Here is a 19,407-nt window from a genome sequence, read left to right on the forward strand (position 1 = left end):
TTAAAACGTTAACAGGCAAGCGATTCCTCGCTTGCCTGTTAACAATGTTACAGTCCGTTTACCAATCAGTTGGCCTGGCGGCGCAGGAACGCCGGAATCTCCAGCTGATCGTCTTCCTGAGTCGTCCTCACCTGCGGCGTCAGGCGGCCCTGATCGTCGAGTTGGCCACGGCGCGGCGCATAGAGCTGCGCATCCTGGCTGGCGAGGCGGCGCACTTCGGGCGCGGCCTGGCGCAGCTTGGGCTCGCGCGGCTGCGCCGGCTGCAGCCTTGCGGGTTCTTCCTCGCGGCGGGTCAGTCCGTTGGTCAGGCGCTTCAGCAGGCCCATCGGTCCGCTGTTGTTCTCATGGTCCACCGGGCGGCTCTTGGCATCCACCTCGGCCTTGACGACCGGCGGAAAGTCCTCGACGCGCGGCATACGCTGAGGTGCCATGGCAACAGGCTGCGGGGCTTCGCGCAGCATCTCGCGCGGCTGCGGGGCCGGCTGCATCTGCTGGACCACCGGCTGCGGCATCGGCTGTGCTGGCGGCGCCTGGAAGATCTTGCTCTGTGGGCGGAAATCTTCTGCGTGAGCGACAGGAGCCGGGCGCGCCTGCGCCATCGCCGCGGCATTGGCTTCGGCCAGCTGGATGGCTTCGGCGACAGGGTCGACAGCGCGTGGCTCGTAGGCCGCCTGCTGGACAGGCGCCGGGCGAGCCTCCGCGATCTGAGCCGCCGGGCGGCTGACCGGCTTCGGAGGCGCTGTGCGGATCGAGATCGGCGCAGCGGCGATTTCAGCCGCCGATTTGTCGATGCCGGTGGCAACCACCGAGACGCGGATGACGCCTTCGAGTTCCTCGTCGAAAGTGGCGCCCAGGATGATGTTGGCGTCCTGGTCGACTTCCTCGCGGATACGGGTCGCCGCTTCGTCGACTTCGAACAGCGTCAGGTCGCGACCGCCCGTGATCGAGATCAGCAGACCCTTGGCGCCCTTCATCGAGGTCTCGTCGAGCAGCGGGTTGGCGATCGCCGCTTCGGCGGCGGCCATCGCGCGGCCCTCGCCCGAAGCCTCGCCGGTGCCCATCATCGCCTTGCCCATCTCACGCATGACCGAGCGCACGTCGGCGAAGTCGAGATTGATCAGGCCTTCCTTGACCATCAGGTCGGTGATGCAGGCGACACCGGAATAGAGCACCTGGTCGGCCATGGCGAAGGCATCGGCGAAGGTGGTCTTGTCATTGGCCAGCCGGAACAGGTTCTGGTTGGGGATGACGATCAGCGTATCGACGCATTTCTGCAATTCCTCGATGCCGAAGTCCGCGGTCTTCATGCGGCGCTGGCCTTCGAAGTGGAACGGCTTGGTGACGACGCCGACGGTGAGGATGCCCTTTTCGCGCGCTGCGCGGGCAACGACGGGAGCAGCACCGGTGCCGGTGCCGCCGCCCATGCCGGCTGTCACGAAGCACATATGGGTGTTGGTCAGGTGATCGAGGATTTCATCGATGCACTCTTCCGCCGCCGCACGGCCGACTTCCGGCTGCGATCCCGCACCGAGCCCCTCGGTGACGTGAGCGCCGAGCTGGATCAGGCGGCCTGCCTTCGACATGGTCAGCGCCTGCGCGTCGGTGTTGGCCACCACGAACTCGACGCCGCGCAAACCGGCGGTGATCATGTTGTTGACGGCATTGCCGCCGCCGCCGCCGACACCGAACACGGTGATGCGCGGCTTAAGCTCGGTGATGTCCGGCTTTTGCAGATTGATGGTCATTGTCTCCGTCCTTTGCCTTTCACGCCGCTTCGCCGCCGCGGCCGCCTATGGGGCTGTCCCCGTCAATTTTAGAAACTGTCTCTCAACCACTGACTCATGCGATGCAGTTTTCCGCCCGTTCCGGTCATTTTGAGACCGGAAATTCCTTTCGCCGGATGGCTCTCGAAGCTCGCCATCTGCGGGTAGATCAGAAGCCCCACCGCGGCCGAGAAGGCCGGCCCCTTCGCCGCTTCCGGCAGGCCGGCCACGCCGAGCGGGCGGCCGATGCGCACATTTCGTCCCAGGATGCGGCGCGCCGCCTCCGGCAGGCCGGCAAGCTGGCTGGCGCCGCCGGTAAGAACCACACGCTTGCCCACTGCATTGCCATAGCCGGACTTGTTCAGCCGGTCGCGCAGCAGTTCGAGCGTCTCGTCGATGCGGGCGCGCACGATGCGCGTCATCACCGAGCGCGGGATCTGCAAGGGCACGTCGCCATCGTCACCGATCGGCTGGATCGAGACCAGGTCGCGATCGTCGGCGCTGCCGGGCAGCGCCGAACCATGCATCACCTTCAGCCGTTCGGCGGCATCAAGCGAGGTCGACAGCCCCTTGGCCATGTCCAGCGTGACATGGTTGCCGCCGATGGCGATGGCGTCGCCATGGACGAACTTGCCTTCCGAAAACACCGAGATCGTGGTCGTGCCGCCGCCCATGTCGATGCAGGCCGCACCCATTTCCAGCTCGTCGTCGACCAGCGCCGCCAGCCCGCTGGCATAGGGCGTCGCCACCATGCGCTCGACCGACAGATGCGAACGGTTGATGGACAGCTCCAGATTGCGCATCGGCGCGGCGTCGCCGGTCAGCACATGCATGTCGACGCCGAGTGCGTCGCCGACCATGCCGCGCGGATCGCGCACGCCGCGTTCGGCATCCAGCGAGAAGCCGACGGGAAGCGAATGGATCACTTCGCGCTCGGCCTTCAGCGCCTGCTTGGCGCCAGCACCGAGAACGCGCTTGATGTCGGCCTCGTCGGCCTCGTGGCCGCCAAGATTGATGGTGGCGGAGAAGGCTTCGCTCTTCAGCCGGCCGGCCGTCATGTTGACGATCAGCGAATCAACCGTCAGCCCGGCCATGCGCTCGGCTGCGTCGACGGAAAGGCGGATGGCATGCTCCGCCCTGTCGAGATCGACCACGACACCCGACTTCACGCCTTGCGACTTCTGATGGCCGATGCCGATCACCTGGATCCGGTGCGAACGGCCGCGCAGCAGCTTGCCGTCATCGCACGGCTTGAGCTTGGCCACCATGCAGCAGACCTTGCTCGAACCGACATCCAGCACCGTCAGGGTGCCAGACCGGCGCGACGCGGCATCGCCAGGACTGCCAAGCCAGCTCATATCTTCGTCTCCGGCTTGCGCTTCAGGCTCTTGGGTTTCTCGTTGAGGGCGGCTTCGCGCTGCGTCGCCGCTTCCGCCGTCAACTGCACGACCAGCCGGTCCGTCAGGCGCATGTCGACGGCGGCGATGTCGCGCGACAGCAAACCGTTGTCATGATCCATCTTCACGAGTTCGGCGAGCGCCTGATCCTCGTCGTCCTCGGGAAGCTTGATGGTGATGCCATTGTCCAGCTTCAGGTCCCAGCGCCGTTCGCCGACACGGATATAACCTTTGATCCGGTTCGCGAGCTCGGGATATTTTTCGACCTTGGCCAGGAAATCGGGCGCGCTCGCCGGCGCGCCGGTGCCGATCAGCAGCGGCAGAAGCACCTGCTTGCCGCCCGAGAACGGCGCGATCATGGCGCCATTCCTCTCGATGACCGAAAGCTCGTCACCCTGCTGCCAGAGCGCGAAAGCCTCACGCTCCTCGACACGCACTTCCAGCGTATGCGGATAGACCTTGCGCACCGCCGCGACCTCGATCCACGGCAAGGTCGCAATTCGTTCCCGCGCGGCCTCGGCATTAAAGCCGATCAGCGACGTCCAGCCGTCGAGTTCAAGCCTGTCGAGTATATCGATTTCCGAGGTCTGGCGATTGCCCACCACCTTGACCTGATCGACGGCAAATCCGGTACGGGCGGTGATGCTCTGCACGATACCGTCGACATGACCGCCGAGATAGGCGCCATAGGCACTGCTCGAGAAAATCAGCACGGCCGACATCATGGCCGCGGAAAAGCGCGGCGCCTGGAATTCCCCGACACCGAGGCGCGCCATAATGCGCACCGGGCGGCGCAGCATCCGCGGCAGCACGAAATGGTCCAACGACAACGACAGGCCGAACAGCGCCGGACCGGCCGCGCCCCTCTCCCTACCCTGTCCCCATTTCAACGCAGACACGAAGCGTCCTCCACCATCCAACTCAACAAATCGCCAAACGAGTGCCCGGCCTGGGCGGCGATTTCAGGCACCAAGGACGTCGGCGTCATACCCGGCTGGGTGTTGACCTCGAGCCAGACAATCTCGCCGTTTTCGGAATGCCGATCGTCATAACGGAAGTCCGACCGGGAAACGCCCCGACAGCCGATCGCTTGGTGAGCCTTGAGCGCCAGTGTTTGTATTTTTTGGTAAATATTCGGTGAAACTTTTGCGGGGCATTCGTGCTTTGATCCCCCGGCGACATATTTTGAATCATAGTCGTAGAAGGAATGGCCGGTCGGGATGATCTCGCAGACCCCCAGCGCCACATCGCCCATCACCGCGCAGGTCAGCTCCCTGCCGTGAATGTAGCGCTCGACCATGACGGTATCGCCATATTTCCATTCCGACGAGCCAAGAACCTGCGGCGGATGCGACTGACCTTCATGCACGATGACGACGCCGAAGCTTGAGCCCTCATTGACCGGCTTGACCACATAGGGCGGCCTCATCGGATGCTTGTTCTGGATGGCGAAGCGGCTGGCGACCTTCGATTCGGCGACCACGATGCCGACCGCCTTGGCAACCCGTTTGGCCTGCTCCTTGTTCATGGCCAGAGCCGAGGCGAGCACGCCGGAATGGGTGTAGGGAATGCCGAGATATTCGAGGATGCCCTGGATGGTGCCGTCCTCGCCGAAGGGGCCGTGCAGCGCATTGAAGGCGACATCGGGCTTGAGCTCGGCAAGCACGGAGCCGACATCGCGCCCGACATCGACGCGGGTGACCTGGTAACCTTCCTTCTCAAGCTCATCGGCGCAAGCCTTTCCGGAGGACAGGGACACGGGCCGCTCGGACGAAAACCCACCCAGCAGGACGGCCACATGCTTGTTTTTCATTCCCCGGCATCCCCTCTCTCACGGCGGACCAAAACCAGATTTTCCGCAACATTGAGTCAGAGTCTCCCGGCAGGTTGCCCCCCAGACGGAAAACGCTGAAAACGCGTCGAACGACTCAAATCAGGAAACGCTTTCGAGCAGAGAATCAGAGAGTTGATTCACTGGCAAGTGCTTACGATTCCGAGAGATTCACTTTCTGAGAAAATGGATGCGAAAAGCGTGTCGTTGAGTCTTTGCGGCAACGGTCGCGGACCGTTTTTCGCCTCGTTGAAGTTCATGCATCACATGAACTTCAACACGCGCTAGGTGTGTCGAGATTCAGGTCAGGCCGAGTCGAAAACGAAGGCTTTCGAGAACCGGAGCGGAGCATCACCTGAATATCAGCGCACCTTAAAGGAGCTGCCCGAGAAACTCCTGAACGGCATGCCCTGGCCGGAAATTGCCGATGCGCTTGATTTCCCATTGCAGCCGGATACCGGAATTCTCCAGCACCCGCGTGCGCACCGTCTCGCCGAGATATTCAAGGTCGTAGCCGGTCGCGGTTCCGGTGTTGATCATGAAGTTGCAATGCATCGGCGACATCTGCGCGCCGCCGATCATCAGGCCGCGGCAGCCCGCTTTGTCGATCTCCTTCCAGGCCGATGTGCCGTCGGGATTCTTGAAGGTCGAGCCGCCGGTCTTCTCGCGGATCGGCTGCACGGTCTCACGATGGTTCTGCACGGCCTCCATCGCAGCCTTGATGGTCGCCCTGTCCTCGGCAAAGCCTTCGAACACGGCGGAGGTGAAGATCAGCCCGGAAGGAGCCGCCGAATGGCGATAGGCGTATCCCATATCGGCATTGCTCAGCGTCTGCACATTGCCCTTGCGATCGAGTGCTCGCACTTCGATGACGCGCTCGCGCGTCTCGACGCCATTGGCGCCGGCATTCATTCGCAGCGCACCGCCGATTGCACCCGGAATGCCGTGGTAGAAATGAAAGCCGCCAATGCCGGCCTCGAGCGCCACCGCTGCGACGCGCTTGTCGGGGGTCGCAGCTCCCGCCTTGATCCTGATTGGCGAAATCACCTCGGCATCGCCGAAGCCCTTGGCCGAAAGCCGAATGACAAAGCCCTCGATGCCGCCATCGCGGACCAGAAGGTTGGAGCCGACGCCGACGACCGTCAGCGGTATCTCTTCGGGAACGGCTTTCAGGAACGCGGCAAGGTCCTCCTCATCGGCCGGCTGGAACAACGCTTCAGCCAGCCCCCCGGCACGGAACCAGGTGATCTTGTCCATCTCGGCGTTCGGCGTCAGGCGGCCACGCAGGCCGGCAAGCCGGTCGCCAAGTCTGTCGATCAGGGCCTGGCCGTGCATCATGAGACGGTCCCGCCAAGCTCCTTGGGCAACGCATAGGCCCATTGGGTGATGTTGCCGGCTCCAAGGAAGACGACGAAATCGCCCGGCTTTGCCAGATCACGGACGATGGGCGCAATCGCCGCCGGGCCCTCGATGTAGCGCGCGTCGCGATGACCGCCGGCGCGGATGCGCGACACCAGCGCGTCCGAGCTGACGCCGTCGATCGGCTCTTCGCCGGCCGCGTAGACCGGCGCCACCATTACTGTGTCGGCGTCGTTGAAGCAGGTGGAAAACTCGTTGAACAGATCATGCAGCCGGGTGAAGCGATGCGGCTGGGCAATGGCGATGACACGACCCTGGGTGGCGCTGCGCGCCGCCTTCAGCACCGCCGAGATCTCGACCGGATGGTGGCCGTAATCGTCGAATATTTCGACGCCGTCCCACGAACCGGTATGGGTGAAGCGGCGCTTGACGCCGGCGAAGGACGACAGGCCCTTCTTGATCGCCTCGGCCGACAGGCCGAGTTCGTGCGCGACCGCGATTGCTGCCGTCGCGTTGGAGACGTTGTGACGGCCGGGCATCGGCAGGCGCAGGCCTGCTATGACAGTCTGGCCGCCGGTCTTGCGGTCGCGGATCACCACGTCGAATTCCGAAATGGCACCTGACATGCGGTGATTGGTAAAGCGCACGTCGGCCTGCGCATTCTCGCCATAGGTGATGACCCGGCGGTCCTCGATGCGGCTGACCAGCGCCTGCACTTCGGGGTGATCGGTGCACATCACGCCAAAACCGTAGAACGGAACGTTCTCGACAAACTGGCGGAACGCCTCGCGCACCTTGTCGAAGCTGCCATAGTGGTCAAGATGCTCGGGGTCGATGTTGGTGACGACCGCGATCTCGGCCGGCAGTTTCAGGAAGGTGCCGTCGCTCTCGTCGGCCTCGACCACCATCCATTCGCCGTCGCCCATGCGGGCGTTGGTGCCGTAGGCATTGATGATGCCGCCATTGATCACGGTCGGATCGAGCCCGCCCGCATCGAGCAAGGTCGCCACCATCGAGGTCGTCGTCGTCTTGCCATGCGTGCCGCCGATCGCCACCGCCTGGCGAAAGCGCATCAGTTCGGCCAGCATCTCGGCCCGGCGCACGATCGGCAGCAGCTTTTCGCGCGCGGCCTTCAGCTCAGGGTTGGATTTCTTGATCGCCGTCGAGACGACCACCACCTCGGCATCGCCGAGATTCTCGGCCCTATGGCCGACGAAGCATTCAATGCCCTTGTCGCGCAGCCGCTGCACATTGGCGCTTTCGGCCTGGTCGGACCCTTGCACCTTGTAGCCGAGATTGTGCAGCACTTCGGCAATGCCGCTCATGCCGATGCCGCCAATGCCGATGAAATGCACAAGGCCGATGGTCTGCGGCATCTTCATGCTTGCGTCCCCTTCCTGAAATCCGAAACGGTTTTTTTGGACGCAATAGCCTCTGTAAGATCGGCGAGCAACCGTGCCGCGTCCGGCCTGCCGGCCGATTTCGCACCCGCCGCCATCGCCGTCAGCCGATCGGGGTCGTCCATCAGCCCGCCGACAAGCGCTGCGATGCGTTCGGACGAGAGCGAGGATTGCGGATGCACTTCGCCGCCGCCGGCAGCGGCAAGGGCCGCCGCGTTCGCCGCCTGATCGTGATCGAGCGCATGGGGGTAAGGCACCAGCAGCGCCGGCCGGCCGATGACGGCGATCTCCGAGACGGTCGAGGCGCCGGAACGCGAGATCACCAGATGAGCGGCCGCCATGCGTGCCGCCATATCGGTGAAGAAGGGCGAGACCTCGACGGCGACGCCAAGGGTGGCATAGGCCGCCTTGACCCGCGCCACGTCATCGGCGCGCGCTTGTTGGGTAATGACCAGCCGTTTGCGCTGGGCGTCGGAAAGCAGCGCAATGGCTCCCGGCACGGCATCGGAAAAGAATTGGGCGCCCTGGCTGCCGCCAAAAACCAGCAGGCGGAACGGTTGATCCCCGGCAGATGCCGCATAGGCAGTCTTGGCCGCTTCCAGCACCGCAGGCCGGACCGGATTGCCTGTCGTCACCGTCTTGACCCCGGCTGCACTGCTGTCCTGCGGCAGGAAGCCGCCGGCGATCGCGTCGACACGGCCGGCCAGCGCCCGGTTGGCGCGCCCCATCACCGCGTTCTGCTCATGGATCAGGGTCGGTACCTTGCGCCGTGTCGCCGCGTAGAGCGGCGGCAAGGTCGGATAGCCGCCGAAGCCGACGACGGCATCCGGCTTGATCCTGGCGATGACGGCAGAAGCCTGGCGCACGCCGCGCCAGATTTTCCAGAAGGCACCAAGCAGGGCAAAAGGGTTTTTCGAGCCCATCGTCGCCGACTGGATCGGGTGGACGGCGGCAGCCGGAAAATGGCCGGCGAAACGCTCGGCACGGTCGTCGGTTGCCAGGTGCACCGACCAGCCGCGCTCGTTCAGCTCATGCGCCAGCGCCTCGGCCGGGAAAAGATGCCCACCGGTGCCGCCTGCCGCGAGAAGGATGACGCCTCTGGCCATATCACTCCGCCGGCACGGCGCGTTGCGACAGACCAAAGCCCATCTGCTTGCGCTTTTCCGGCCGCTTGCGTGTCAGCGCCAGCACCATCCCCATCGAGATGGCGATGGCGATCTGCGAGGAGCCGCCATAGGAGATGAACGGCAGCGTCATGCCCTTGGCCGGCACAAGCTGGAGGTTGACGCACATGTTGATGACCGCCTGCAGGCCGAAGACGGTGACGAGGCCGCCGACCGCGTAGCGGGTGAAATCGTCATGCTCCTTCAGCGCCGTGTTGAGGCCGCGCAGCACGATGAAGGCGAATATCGACATGATGAAGAAGCACATGATCAGCCCGAACTCTTCGCCTGCGACCGAGAAGACGAAGTCGGCATGGCTGTCGGGAATGACCCGCTTGACTGTGCCCTCACCTGGTCCGACGCCAAACCAGCCGCCATTGATCAGCGCGTCGCGTCCCATATCGACCTGGAATGTGTCGCCTTCGCCGGTAAGAAACTTGTCGATGCGCAAGGCAACGTGCGGGAACACCGTATAGGCGGCGAAAACGCCGCCGACGCCGGCGGCACCCAGCGCAACGATCCACAGCCAGGGCAGCCCGGCCATGAAAAACATGATGCCCCAGGTGCCGGTCGTCAGCATGGTCTGGCCGAGATCCGGTTGCGCCACCAGCAGCGACACGACCAGTACCAGCAGCAACATGGCGAACAGATTGCCGGGAATGTCGGGCTGGCGCTTGTGCTCAGCGAAAAGCCAGGCGCACATGATGACGAAGGCTGGTTTCAAAAATTCCGACGGCTGGATCGACAGGCCGGCAAGCGACACCCAGCGGCGTGCGCCCTTCACCTCGACGCCGATGTAGAGCACCGCCACCATCAGCACCAGCATCAGGCACAGCATGATCAGCGCCATGCGCCGGATCTGCCTGGAATCGAGGAACGACACAGCCAGCATCACGCCGAGCGCCGGTACGGTGAAGATGATCTGCCTGGTGGCGAAGTGGAAACTGTCGAGGCCGATGCGTTCGGCGACCGCCGGGCTCGCCGCGAAGGACAGCACGATACCGAGGCCCATCAGCGACAGGAACGCCGCCAGGAACCAGCGATCGATCGTCCACCACCAGGTCGCAACCGGACTTTTGTCGAGACGGCTCTGCATTATCGTGCCCCTCCGATGGGTTTCACACCCTCGATAGCATTCGCAGCTTGCCTGAAGGCTTCGCCGCGAACTTCGAAATTCTTGAACTGGTCGAAGCTGGCGCAGGCCGGCGACAGCAGCACCACCGCCTCGCCGCTGTCGTCCTTAGCCGCATCATGCGCGGCGTGCTCGACCGCCGCGGCCAGCGTGCCTGAAATCTCGTAGGGCACGGCCTCGCCCAGCGTCGCCGAAAACGCCGGCGCCGCCTCGCCGATAAGATAGGCCTTGGCGATGCGCGGGAAGAAGCCGCGCAAGGGTTCGATGCCGCCTTCCTTGGGCAGGCCGCCGGCGATCCAGTAGATGCGCGCGAAGCTGGACAGCGCCGGCGCCGCAGCATCGGCATTGGTCGCCTTGGAATCGTTGATGAACAGCACATGGTCCTTGCGGCCCACCTGCTCCATGCGGTGCGCGAGGCCGGGAAAGCTTTCCAGCCCCGACTGGATCTCGCCAAGCTCCAGCCCGACCTTGAGGCAAGCGGCGACCGCAGCCAGAGCGTTCTGGGCATTGTGCTGGCCACGCAAGGAGCCGATGCCTTCGAGGAAGGCGACACGGCTGTAACGGCCGTGCACAGCTTCCATCAAATTGCTGCCATCGGCGAAATAGCCGTCGGTCAGCGGCAGGCGCTTGGAAATGCGGATGACATGCCGCCCCGCCCGCTCCAGCCGCTCGGCAATCTGCGCGCACCAGGAATCGTCGATGCCGACGATCGCCGTCTCGCTGCCGGCCACCAGCCGCTCCTTGATCGCGGCGTAGTGCTGCATGGTGCCGTGGCGGTCGAGATGATCGGGCGTCAGATTGAGCAGGATGCCGGCCGTCGGATTGATCGAGGGCGCGAGGTCGATCTGGTAGGACGAACATTCGACGACATAGTGCCGATCGGGCTCGGGCGGATCGAGCGTCATCACCGCGCGGCCGATATTGCCGCCCATCTGGGCATCGCGTCCTGCAGCCTTCAGGATATGAGCGGTCAGTGCGGTCGTCGTCGACTTGCCGTTGGTGCCGGTGATGGCGATGAAAGGCGCTGTCGGCGCGCTCAGCATCCGCTCGCGGCAGAAAAGCTCGATGTCGCCGATGATCTCGACGCCTGAGCCGCGCGCCAGTTCCACCGTCCAATGCGGCTTGGGATGCGTCAGCGGCACACCAGGCGACAGCACGAAGGCCGAGAATTTCGCCCAGTCGGCGCCGCGCAAATCAGCGGTCGCGATACCGGCAATGGCGGCCTTGGCCACACTGTCGGGATTGTCGTCCCAGGCCAGCACGTCCGCGCCGCCCTCGATCAGCGCGCGCGCCGTCGCGATCCCCGAGCCACCAAGCCCGAAGAGCGAAACGCGCTTGCCTGAAAAGGATGCGGCGGGGATCAAAGGGCTTCCTATCTCAGCTTGAGGGTCGACAGGCCGACCAGCGCCAGGATGACGGCGATGATCCAGAAGCGGATCACCACCTGGCTTTCGGTCCAGCCGAGCTTTTCGAAATGATGGTGGATCGGCGCCATCAGGAACACCCGCTTGCCGGTCATCTTGAAGTAGCCGACCTGGATGATGACGGACAGGATTTCGACGACGAACAATCCGCCGACGATGACCAGCACGATCTCATGCTTGGTGGCGACCGCGACGGTGCCGATCAGGCCGCCCATGGCCAGCGATCCGGTGTCGCCCATGAAGATCGCCGCCGGCGGCGCGTTGAACCAGAGGAAGCCGAGGCCAGCGCCGATGACCGCGCCGAGCACGACCGCCAGTTCACCGGTGCCGGGCACGAAATGGATCTGCAGATATTCGGCGAACACGGCGTTGCCGGAGAGATAGGCGATGACGCCGAAGGAGGCAGCCGCGATCATGATCGGCACGATCGCCAGGCCGTCAAGGCCGTCGGTCAGGTTCACCGCATTGCCGGCGCCGACGATGACGAAGCAGGAGAACGGAATGAAGAACCAGCCGAGATTGACGATGAATTCCTTGGCGAAGGGAAAAGTCAGCGACGACGAGAACGGCGCCTGGCCATTGTGCATGATCACCCAAGCGGCGATGCCGGCGATGACGAATTCCAGCGCCAGCCGTGCCTTGCCGGAAAAGCCGAGATGCGACTGCTTGGTGACCTTCAGATAGTCGTCGTAAAAGCCGATCGAGCCGAAGCCCAGCGTCACCAGCAGCACCACCCAGACATAGATGCTCGACAGGTTCGCCCACAAAAGCGACGAGCCGATGATGCCCGACAGGATCATCAGCCCGCCCATGGTCGGCGTACCGGCCTTCTTGAAATGTGTCTGCGGCCCGTCGGCGCGGATCGGCTGGCCCTTGCCTTGCCGCAGCCGCAGCGAATTGATGATGGTCGGTCCAAAGATGAAGACGATCAGCGCCGACGTGATCAGCGCCCCACCGGTGCGGAAGGTGATGTAGCGGAAGACATTGAAGACCGAGACCTTGTCCGCAAAATCGACGAGCAGTGTGAACATGCGCTTTCGTCCCCCGACCTAGGTCTGTTTTCTGGTTGTCGATTCAGCCGGGAATTTGCCCAGCAGCGCATCGACCAGTTTTGCAAAACCGATGCCCTTCGACGATTTGATCATCACCACGTCACCCGGCTTGAGCGCGGCAAGCAGCACCGGCTTCAGCTCCTCGACACCGGCGCGGTATTCCGTCTTGATCTCAGCGGGCAGCGCTTCGGCCAGCGCCCGCATTTCCGGGCCGCCAAGAAAAACGGTCTGCGTGCCCGTGCCGACGATGAGATCGGCAAGGGCCGCATGCAGCTTGGTCGAATGGTCGCCGAGTTCGAGCATGTCGCCGAGCACGGCGATGCGGCGGCCCTCGCCCGTCACCGGCGTCGCGTTGAGCAACGCCATCGCAGCAACCATCGATGCCGGATTGGCGTTGTAGCTTTCGTCGATCAGCGTGATCAGTCCACCGGGGTGGCTCGAAGTCGAGCCACCGGGATGGCGCAGCACATGGCGCTTGCCGCGCCCGCGCTCGGCGGAGAGATCGGCCAGTGCTGAAGCAACCTTGTCGAGATCGGCGCCGACCAGATGCGCCGCACCCAGCACCGCCAGCACGTTCTGCACCATATGGCGGCCGGGCGCGCCGATCCGCGCCGTCACTTCGTGGCCGCCGATCCTGGCGATGATGTCGGAATGATCGGCATGCAGTTCGCATTTGGTGAGCTTGAAGGTAGAGCGCGCATTCTCGCCGAAGCCGTAGACGTGCTCGACACCGGCGGCATGGGCCATCTTGTCGAGCAGCTTGAAGCGGGCATCGTCGCGGTTGAGGACGGCGGCCCCCTCGGGCTCCAGCCCCTCGAAAATCTCGGCCTTGGCCTTGGCGATCTCGTCCAGATTGCGGAAAAAGCCGAGATGCGCCGCCGCGATCATGGTGACGATGGCGACATGCGGCCTCACCATCTTGACCAGCGGACGGATCTCGTCGGGATGGTTCATGCCGATCTCGAACACGGCATAGTCGCAATCATCAGGCATCCGCGCCAAGGTCAGCGGCACGCCCCAGTGATTGTTGAAGGACTGCGCCGAGGCATGCACCTTGCCTACGGCTTGCAGCACATGGCGCAGCGCTTCCTTGGTGGTGGTCTTGCCGGCCGAACCGGTCACAGCGATGATTTTCGCGCTCGAGCGGGCGCGCGATGCAACTCCAAGCTTTTCCAGCGCGACCAGCACGTCCTCGACGACGATGATCGGCGCTGTCAGCCGGCCGAGCGACGGCAGCTTGCCTTCGGCCACCACCAGCACGCCAGCGCCAGCCTTGATGGCGGCGGTTGCGAAGTCATGGCCGTCCATCGCCTCGCCCTTGATGGCGAAGAAGGCGTCGCCCGGCTGCAGGCTGCGGCTGTCGATCGAAATGCCTGAAATGCCATCCGGCATCGGCCCGAGCGGCCGCCCGTCCATGGCGGCAACCAGCGCTTCGGAGGTCCACAGCAAGCTCATGCTGCACGCTCCGTGAGTGCCGCACGGACATCCTCATGATCGGAGAAATGCAAGGTCTCGGAGCCGATCGTCTGGCCTTCCTCGTGGCCCTTACCGGCCACGATCAGCGTGTCGCCGGCATGCAGCATGGCGACCGCTTCGTGGATCGCCTGGCGCCGGTCGCCGATCTCGATGGCACCTGGAGCAGCGGCCAAAATAGCGGCACGGATCGTTTCCGGCACTTCGGAGCGCGGATTGTCGTCGGTGACGATGACGACATCGGCAAGCCGCGTCGCGATTTCGCCCATGATCGGCCTTTTTCCCCGGTCGCGGTCGCCGCCGCAGCCGAACACGACGATGACGCGGCCGGTGGTGAACGGCCGCACCGAGGCCAGCACGTTTTCAAGCGCGTCCGGCTTGTGGGCATAGTCGACATAGACCGGCGCGCCATTGCCGGTGGTGCCGACGAGGTCGAGCCGGCCCGGCGCGCCCTTCAGTTTCTCCAACGCCATCAAGGCCTTGGCGACAGGTGTTCCCGTGGAAATGGCAAGACCCGCCGAAACCAGCGCATTCGAAATCTGGAAATCACCGGCCAGCGGCAGGTCGATCTCGTAGAGCACGCCGTCGGCCTCGACTTCGGCCCGCTGGCGGTGGCGTTCGTGCTCGACCCGTTTCAGCCTGAGGAAGTCGCCATGGCGGCCGACCGTCAGCACATTGAGCCCGGCAGCCTTTGCGGCCACGGTCGTCGGCGCCGACCATGGATCGTCGGCGAAGATCACGGCCGGCGCGCCCTTCGGCAGCAACGTGTCGAACAGGCGCAATTTGGCGCGGTGATAATCCTCGATGGTCGGATGATAATCCATATGGTCGCGGCCGAGATTGGTGAAGCCGCCGGCGGCCAGCTTCACGCCGTCGAGGCGGCGCTGGTCGAGCCCATGGCTGGAGGCTTCCATCGAGGCGTGGGTGACGCCGGCATCGGCCAATTCCCGCAGCAATTGATGCAGGGCGACCGGATCGGGTGTCGTCAGCGAACCATAGTCGTTGCGCCCAGGCGCCACCACGCCGGTGGTGCCGATCGAAGCGGCGGCATAACCGGCTTGCTCCCAGATCTGCCTGGTGAAGGCTGCGACCGAGGTCTTGCCGCTGGTGCCGGTCACCGCGACCATGATCTCAGGCTGCTTGCCGAAATAGCGTGCCGCACTCTGCGCCAGCGCCAGGCGCGGATCGTCGACCGCCAGCACCGGAACCGGGAGCCCGGCAATGGTGCTGCCCTTGCCCGCCACGATCGCGGCCGCACCGCGCGCGGCGGCATCTGCGGCATAAACGGCACCGTCGGCCTTGGTTCCGGCGAGCGCAAAAAAGACAACGCCCGCTTTTACCTGGCGGGAATCCGAAGAAATCCCTGTAACCTCCAGATCGACGGAAGCTATTCCCTCGACGGGCAGGATACCGGCTAGATCTCTGAGCTTCATCGAGTCCCGTTCACCGCAACAAAATAGCGCGCTGTTGCCGGCGCGCCCTAAGAATCACTGATAGGAAACCAGCGTTGCACCATTTTCATGGCTGAAATCTGGCTTCACGCCAAGCATGGCAGCTGAACGCCTGATGATATTGCCGGCCATAACCCCAGCATTCGCGGCCGCGACATCCGTCATGCCGGGCTTTTCCGGGTGCGGGGCATCGGCAATGGTAAACACCAGATACTGCGGATCGTCCATCGGGAAGGCGGCGACGAAGGTGTTGAAATTCAAGTCCTTCGAGTAGCGGCCATTGATGACCTTCTCGGCGGTTCCGGTCTTGCCGCCAACGCGGTAGCCGGGGACTCTGGCGTTTCTGGCAGAGCCCTTTTCGGCATTGAGCGAATAGAGGTAGCGCATGCCTTCGACGGTCTTTTCGCTCACCACTCTCTTGGCGGTGGCCATCGCTTCCGCCTGCGTCCGCACCAGAAAGGTGGGGTTCATCAGGAAACCGCCATTCATCAACGCCGCGCAGCCCACAGCCGCTTGCAGCGGCGTCGTCGACACGCCATGGCCGAAGGCGATGGTGAATGAATTGACCTGTTTCCAGACCTTCGGTTCAGTCGGACGGGCAGTCTCCGGCAATTCGGTCTGCATCCTGTCCAGAATGCCAAGGCGATGCAGGAATTCGCGATGCCCCTCGATGCCGACCATCTCGGCTTCCCTGGCCGACCCGATGTTGGACGAGTAGAGGAACACCTCCGGCAACGACAGCACACGGTTCTTGCCGTGGAAATCGTGAATGGCCTGATGGCCGACCCGGATTGGATGCGAAGCATCGAAGCGGCTCGCCATCGTCGCTTTGCCGGAATCGAGCGCCATGGCTGAGGTGAAGCTCTTGAAGGTCGAACCCATCTCGTAGAGGCCCGCCGACATGCGATTCAGCCGGTCCTTGTCTTGTGCGTTGTAGGGATTGTTCGGATCAAAATCCGGCACCGAGGCCATGGCCACCACTTCGCCGGTCTTGACGTTGAGCACAACGGCGCCGGTGCCCATGGCACGATAGCGCTCCAGGCCGGCGGCGATCTCGTCGCGCACGACATGCTGCACGCGCAGATCGATCGAAAGCTTTACCGGCTTGAGATCCTTGGCAATGGCAAGGCCCGACGCCTGCAGGTCGCTCAGCCCCTGCTCGTCGACATATTTCTCCATGCCGGAGATGCCCTGGTTGTCGATGTTGGTGAGCCCGACAATGTAGGACGAGGTCTCGCCGCTCGGATAGAAGCGGCGCTTTTCGGTGCGGAAGCCGAAACCGGGAATGCCGAGCTGCATGATGTCGGACTGTTGCTTGGGCGTCAGCTGCCGCTGCAGCCAGACGAAACCGGCGCCGCTCTTCAGCTTATGGTAGGTCTGCTCATAGTCGATGTCCGGAAGCACCGTCGACAGCTTCTCGATCGCCTCGTCGGCGTCGACAATCCGGCGTGGTTCTGCAAACAGCGACGCCGTCTTGATGTCCGTGGCCAACACTTCGCCGTTGCGGTCGACGATGTCGGGCCGCGATGCCGTCACCCGGCTCTGCGGACCGCCCGACATATCGGGGGTCTGGAAGCCGAGATAGACCAGCCGCCCTGATATGGTCGAGAAGATGCCGAAGAACACCGCCATCGTCATGACGATGCGCGTCCTGCCCTTGCCGCCGGTCGCCTTGCGGGCGCCCTCGACCACGATCGATCCATCTTCACTCGTCCTGGCGCGGCGTTTCAGCAGTTTACCGATCATTGGGCGATGCCTCCGGTCACCACGGGATCCCTGCCGTCCGACGGCGCCTTGCCGCCCGAACTATCAGCCATGCCGCCCTGGCGTCCCGACAAGATGTCCTGGATGTCAAGGGATTTGGCCGGCAGGTCGCCGACACCGCCGATCTGGCGGGCGCTGACCGGCTCGAGTTCGAGCTGCGACTTGTAGAGTTCGGCGAGCTTCTGCAGCCGCGACGGCTGGGTAAGCAGGCTCCAGTCGGCCTTGAGCAGGTCGATCGTGTCCTCCTCATAGCGTATCTGCGCATGGATCTTCTGCACGGCGGCCAATTGTTCCTCGGCCTCGCGCTTGGCCTTGTAGGTAAGGGCCGCGACCGCAACCATGACGGCGATCAGGACAATGTCGCTGGTACGAAACACTTAGCTACCTCTCCCCCGGCCGGTCGATACCGGGAAGCTTTGGAAGGCCGAAAATCGAAAAGTCGCTGCTGCGCGCCGGCGCCTCGGTGCGGACCGCCGCGCGCAGCCTGGCCGAACGGGCGCGCGGATTGGCCGCCACCTCGGCGTCGCCGGCCGTCACGCCGCCGCCAGCCTTGCGGAACGTCGCGGTGCGCGCATGCGCCTCGGGCAGGTGACGCGAGCCGGTCGCGACATCGGCCCGGTCGGCGATGAAACGCTTGACGATGCGGTCTTCCAGAGAATGGAAGGTGACCACGGCCAGCCGTCCGCCCGGCTTCAGCGCGCGTTCGGCCGCAAACAGGGCCTTGGCCAGTTCGCCAAGCTCGTCATTGACGAAAATGCGCAGCGCCTGGAAGACGCGCGTCGCCGGATGGATCTTGTCCTTCGGCGCCCGGCCGATATGCGTCTCGATGGCGTCGGCGAGTTCCAACGTGCGCTCGAACGGGCGCTTTTCGCGGCGCGCCTCGATCATGCGGGCAATGCGTCCGGCATGGCGCTCCTCGCCGAGGAAGCCGAAGATGCGGGCAAGATCGCCCGGCTTGAAGGAATTGACGACGTCGGCGGCGCTGAGGCCCGATTGCGCCATGCGCATGTCGAGCGGCCCGTCGGCGCGGAACGAAAACCCTCGCTCCGCTTGGTCGAGCTGCATCGAGGACACGCCGATGTCGAGCACGATCCCGTCGGCGCTCTCGACATGTTCGTCCAGCGTCGAGAACGGCGCCTGCACCAGCCGCAGCCGACCACCCGACTGCACTTCAAGATCGCGCCCGGCCGCAATGGCATCCGGATCGCGGTCGATCGCCACCACGGAGGCGCCTGTCGCCAGAATGGCCCTGGTGTAGCCGCCGGCGCCGAACGTGCCGTCGATGATGAGGTCGCCCTGCGCCGGCGCCAGTGCTTCGAGCACTTCGGCAAGGAGGACCGGAATGTGGCGGGCCGATCCGCCAACGGCGTGCCCATCTACGGCGCGAGGAAGGTCATCGCCGTGGCCTGCCGTCATTCCGGTCGCTCCCCAGGCTTCGTCCCCTGCCGAAGCTGCAAAAGCCGTGCCCGCGCCTGCGCCCCATAGGCGGCAAGCCGTCCCGGCTCCCAGATCTGAAAGAAATTGCCGCGCCCGACAAAGGCCACTTCCGCCGAGATGCCGGTGTGTTCGCGAAGGAAATCGCTCATCGTGATGCGGCCGTCCTGGTCGAGTTTCAAGAAGGTTCCGTCGCCATGGCAGAAGAACGACATATCGTCCGCCGTCTGCAGGAAGGGATCCTCGAGCGCTATGCGCTGCTCGTAGCGGTCGAGCAGGTCGAGCCCGCCGACGTCCATCGCCGGCAGGTCCAGGCAGCGCAGCGCATAGAGTTCCGAATAGCCGCGCTTCTGCACGACGGCACGGAAATGCGCGGGAACGGACACCCGCCCCTTCGCATCGATCCTGCTCACCGTGTTTGACAGAAACCGGTCCATTAAACGCTACAGCCGCTTGCGCCGCCGCACCCCTCTGCATCTTGTCGCACGCGCCGCCGCAGCGCGTTCCCTGCCCCGTATCAACCTCGTCCGCACAGCCAAAAACCAGCAAACGCGCAGCCGCCGCGGCTGCCCGATTGGCGTACGCTTTACCCTGACACGGAACGAAGGCTTTGATGTCTGGATGGGATATCATGGGGCACTATGGGCGTCAACGGGAATAGGCTTCACAAACACGCGCGCCCCGACCAAAGAGAGCAGCCGTGACGACACGTCTCGTCTTTATGGTCTATTAAGCCTAACGAAGCGTTTAGAGCCGCCTGGCCC

Annotated in this window: 16 protein-coding genes; all 16 read right to left on the reverse strand. The window is 64.1% G+C overall.

What is annotated here, in order from left to right:
* Positions 1–65: 65 nt before the first annotated feature.
* The 16 genes from ftsZ to mraZ all read right to left on the reverse strand — a co-directional run bounded on the left by ftsZ (position 66) and on the right by mraZ (position 19,080).
* Positions 66–1,745 (reverse strand): cell division protein FtsZ, encoded by a 1,680-nt coding sequence (gene ftsZ, locus LB519_RS23185; RefSeq protein WP_063168307.1) that lies wholly within the window; start codon positions 1,743–1,745, stop codon positions 66–68.
* Positions 1,746–1,813: 68 nt separating this feature from the next.
* A complete protein-coding gene (gene ftsA, locus LB519_RS23190) occupies positions 1,814–3,121 on the reverse strand; it encodes a cell division protein FtsA (RefSeq protein ID WP_013530962.1) in 1,308 nt (435 codons plus the stop codon).
* Positions 3,118–4,059, reverse strand: coding sequence for a cell division protein FtsQ/DivIB (locus tag LB519_RS23195; protein ID WP_024501462.1), 942 nt, complete (start codon positions 4,057–4,059; stop codon positions 3,118–3,120). Before LB519_RS23195 ends, ftsA begins: the two co-directional genes overlap by 4 nt.
* A complete protein-coding gene (locus LB519_RS23200; protein WP_224621297.1) occupies positions 4,047–4,973 on the reverse strand; it encodes a D-alanine--D-alanine ligase in 927 nt (308 codons plus the stop codon). Before LB519_RS23200 ends, LB519_RS23195 begins: the two co-directional genes overlap by 13 nt.
* 390 nt (positions 4,974–5,363) lie before the next feature.
* A complete protein-coding gene (gene murB, locus LB519_RS23205; RefSeq protein ID WP_013530959.1) occupies positions 5,364–6,329 on the reverse strand; it encodes a UDP-N-acetylmuramate dehydrogenase in 966 nt (321 codons plus the stop codon).
* Positions 6,326–7,732, reverse strand: coding sequence for a UDP-N-acetylmuramate--L-alanine ligase (gene murC / locus LB519_RS23210; protein WP_013530958.1), 1,407 nt, complete (start codon positions 7,730–7,732; stop codon positions 6,326–6,328). Before murC ends, murB begins: the two co-directional genes overlap by 4 nt.
* Positions 7,729–8,856, reverse strand: a complete 1,128-nt coding sequence (gene murG, locus LB519_RS23215; protein ID WP_013530957.1) for an undecaprenyldiphospho-muramoylpentapeptide beta-N-acetylglucosaminyltransferase — start codon at positions 8,854–8,856, stop codon at positions 7,729–7,731. The genes murC and murG overlap by 4 nt, the downstream gene beginning before the upstream one ends.
* Position 8,857: 1 nt before the next feature.
* Positions 8,858–10,009: a putative lipid II flippase FtsW gene (gene ftsW, locus LB519_RS23220; RefSeq protein WP_013530956.1), complete on the reverse strand. Its 1,152-nt coding sequence runs from the start codon at positions 10,007–10,009 to the stop codon at positions 8,858–8,860.
* Positions 10,009–11,409, reverse strand: a complete 1,401-nt coding sequence (gene murD / locus LB519_RS23225) for a UDP-N-acetylmuramoyl-L-alanine--D-glutamate ligase (RefSeq protein WP_224621298.1) — start codon at positions 11,407–11,409, stop codon at positions 10,009–10,011. Before murD ends, ftsW begins: the two co-directional genes overlap by 1 nt.
* Positions 11,410–11,417: 8 nt before the next feature.
* Positions 11,418–12,500, reverse strand: a complete 1,083-nt coding sequence (mraY, locus tag LB519_RS23230) for a phospho-N-acetylmuramoyl-pentapeptide-transferase (RefSeq protein WP_013530954.1) — start codon at positions 12,498–12,500, stop codon at positions 11,418–11,420.
* A gap of 18 nt (positions 12,501–12,518) precedes the next feature.
* The gene (locus LB519_RS23235; RefSeq protein WP_224621299.1) at positions 12,519–13,976 is read right to left on the reverse strand and encodes a UDP-N-acetylmuramoylalanyl-D-glutamyl-2,6-diaminopimelate--D-alanyl-D-alanine ligase; all 1,458 of its coding nucleotides are present in this window, start codon (positions 13,974–13,976) and stop codon (positions 12,519–12,521) included.
* A complete protein-coding gene (locus LB519_RS23240; RefSeq protein WP_224621300.1) occupies positions 13,973–15,427 on the reverse strand; it encodes a UDP-N-acetylmuramoyl-L-alanyl-D-glutamate--2,6-diaminopimelate ligase in 1,455 nt (484 codons plus the stop codon). The genes LB519_RS23235 and LB519_RS23240 overlap by 4 nt, the downstream gene beginning before the upstream one ends.
* A 54-nt stretch (positions 15,428–15,481) precedes the next feature.
* Entirely contained in the window at positions 15,482–17,191 is a 1,710-nt protein-coding gene (locus tag LB519_RS23245; RefSeq protein ID WP_013530951.1) for a peptidoglycan D,D-transpeptidase FtsI family protein, read from the reverse strand.
* Complete coding sequence (locus tag LB519_RS23250; RefSeq protein ID WP_013530950.1) at positions 17,188–17,586, reverse strand: hypothetical protein; 399 nt, start codon at positions 17,584–17,586, stop codon at positions 17,188–17,190. The genes LB519_RS23245 and LB519_RS23250 overlap by 4 nt, the downstream gene beginning before the upstream one ends.
* 4 nt (positions 17,587–17,590) lie before the next feature.
* Positions 17,591–18,625, reverse strand: coding sequence for a 16S rRNA (cytosine(1402)-N(4))-methyltransferase RsmH (gene rsmH, locus LB519_RS23255; RefSeq protein WP_224621301.1), 1,035 nt, complete (start codon positions 18,623–18,625; stop codon positions 17,591–17,593).
* Positions 18,622–19,080, reverse strand: coding sequence for a division/cell wall cluster transcriptional repressor MraZ (mraZ, locus tag LB519_RS23260; protein WP_013530948.1), 459 nt, complete (start codon positions 19,078–19,080; stop codon positions 18,622–18,624). Before mraZ ends, rsmH begins: the two co-directional genes overlap by 4 nt.
* Between the last annotated feature and the right edge of the window lie 327 nt (positions 19,081–19,407).

Source organism: Mesorhizobium sp. AD1-1 (assembly GCF_020164655.1).
Lineage (GTDB): Bacteria > Pseudomonadota > Alphaproteobacteria > Rhizobiales > Rhizobiaceae > Mesorhizobium > Mesorhizobium ciceri.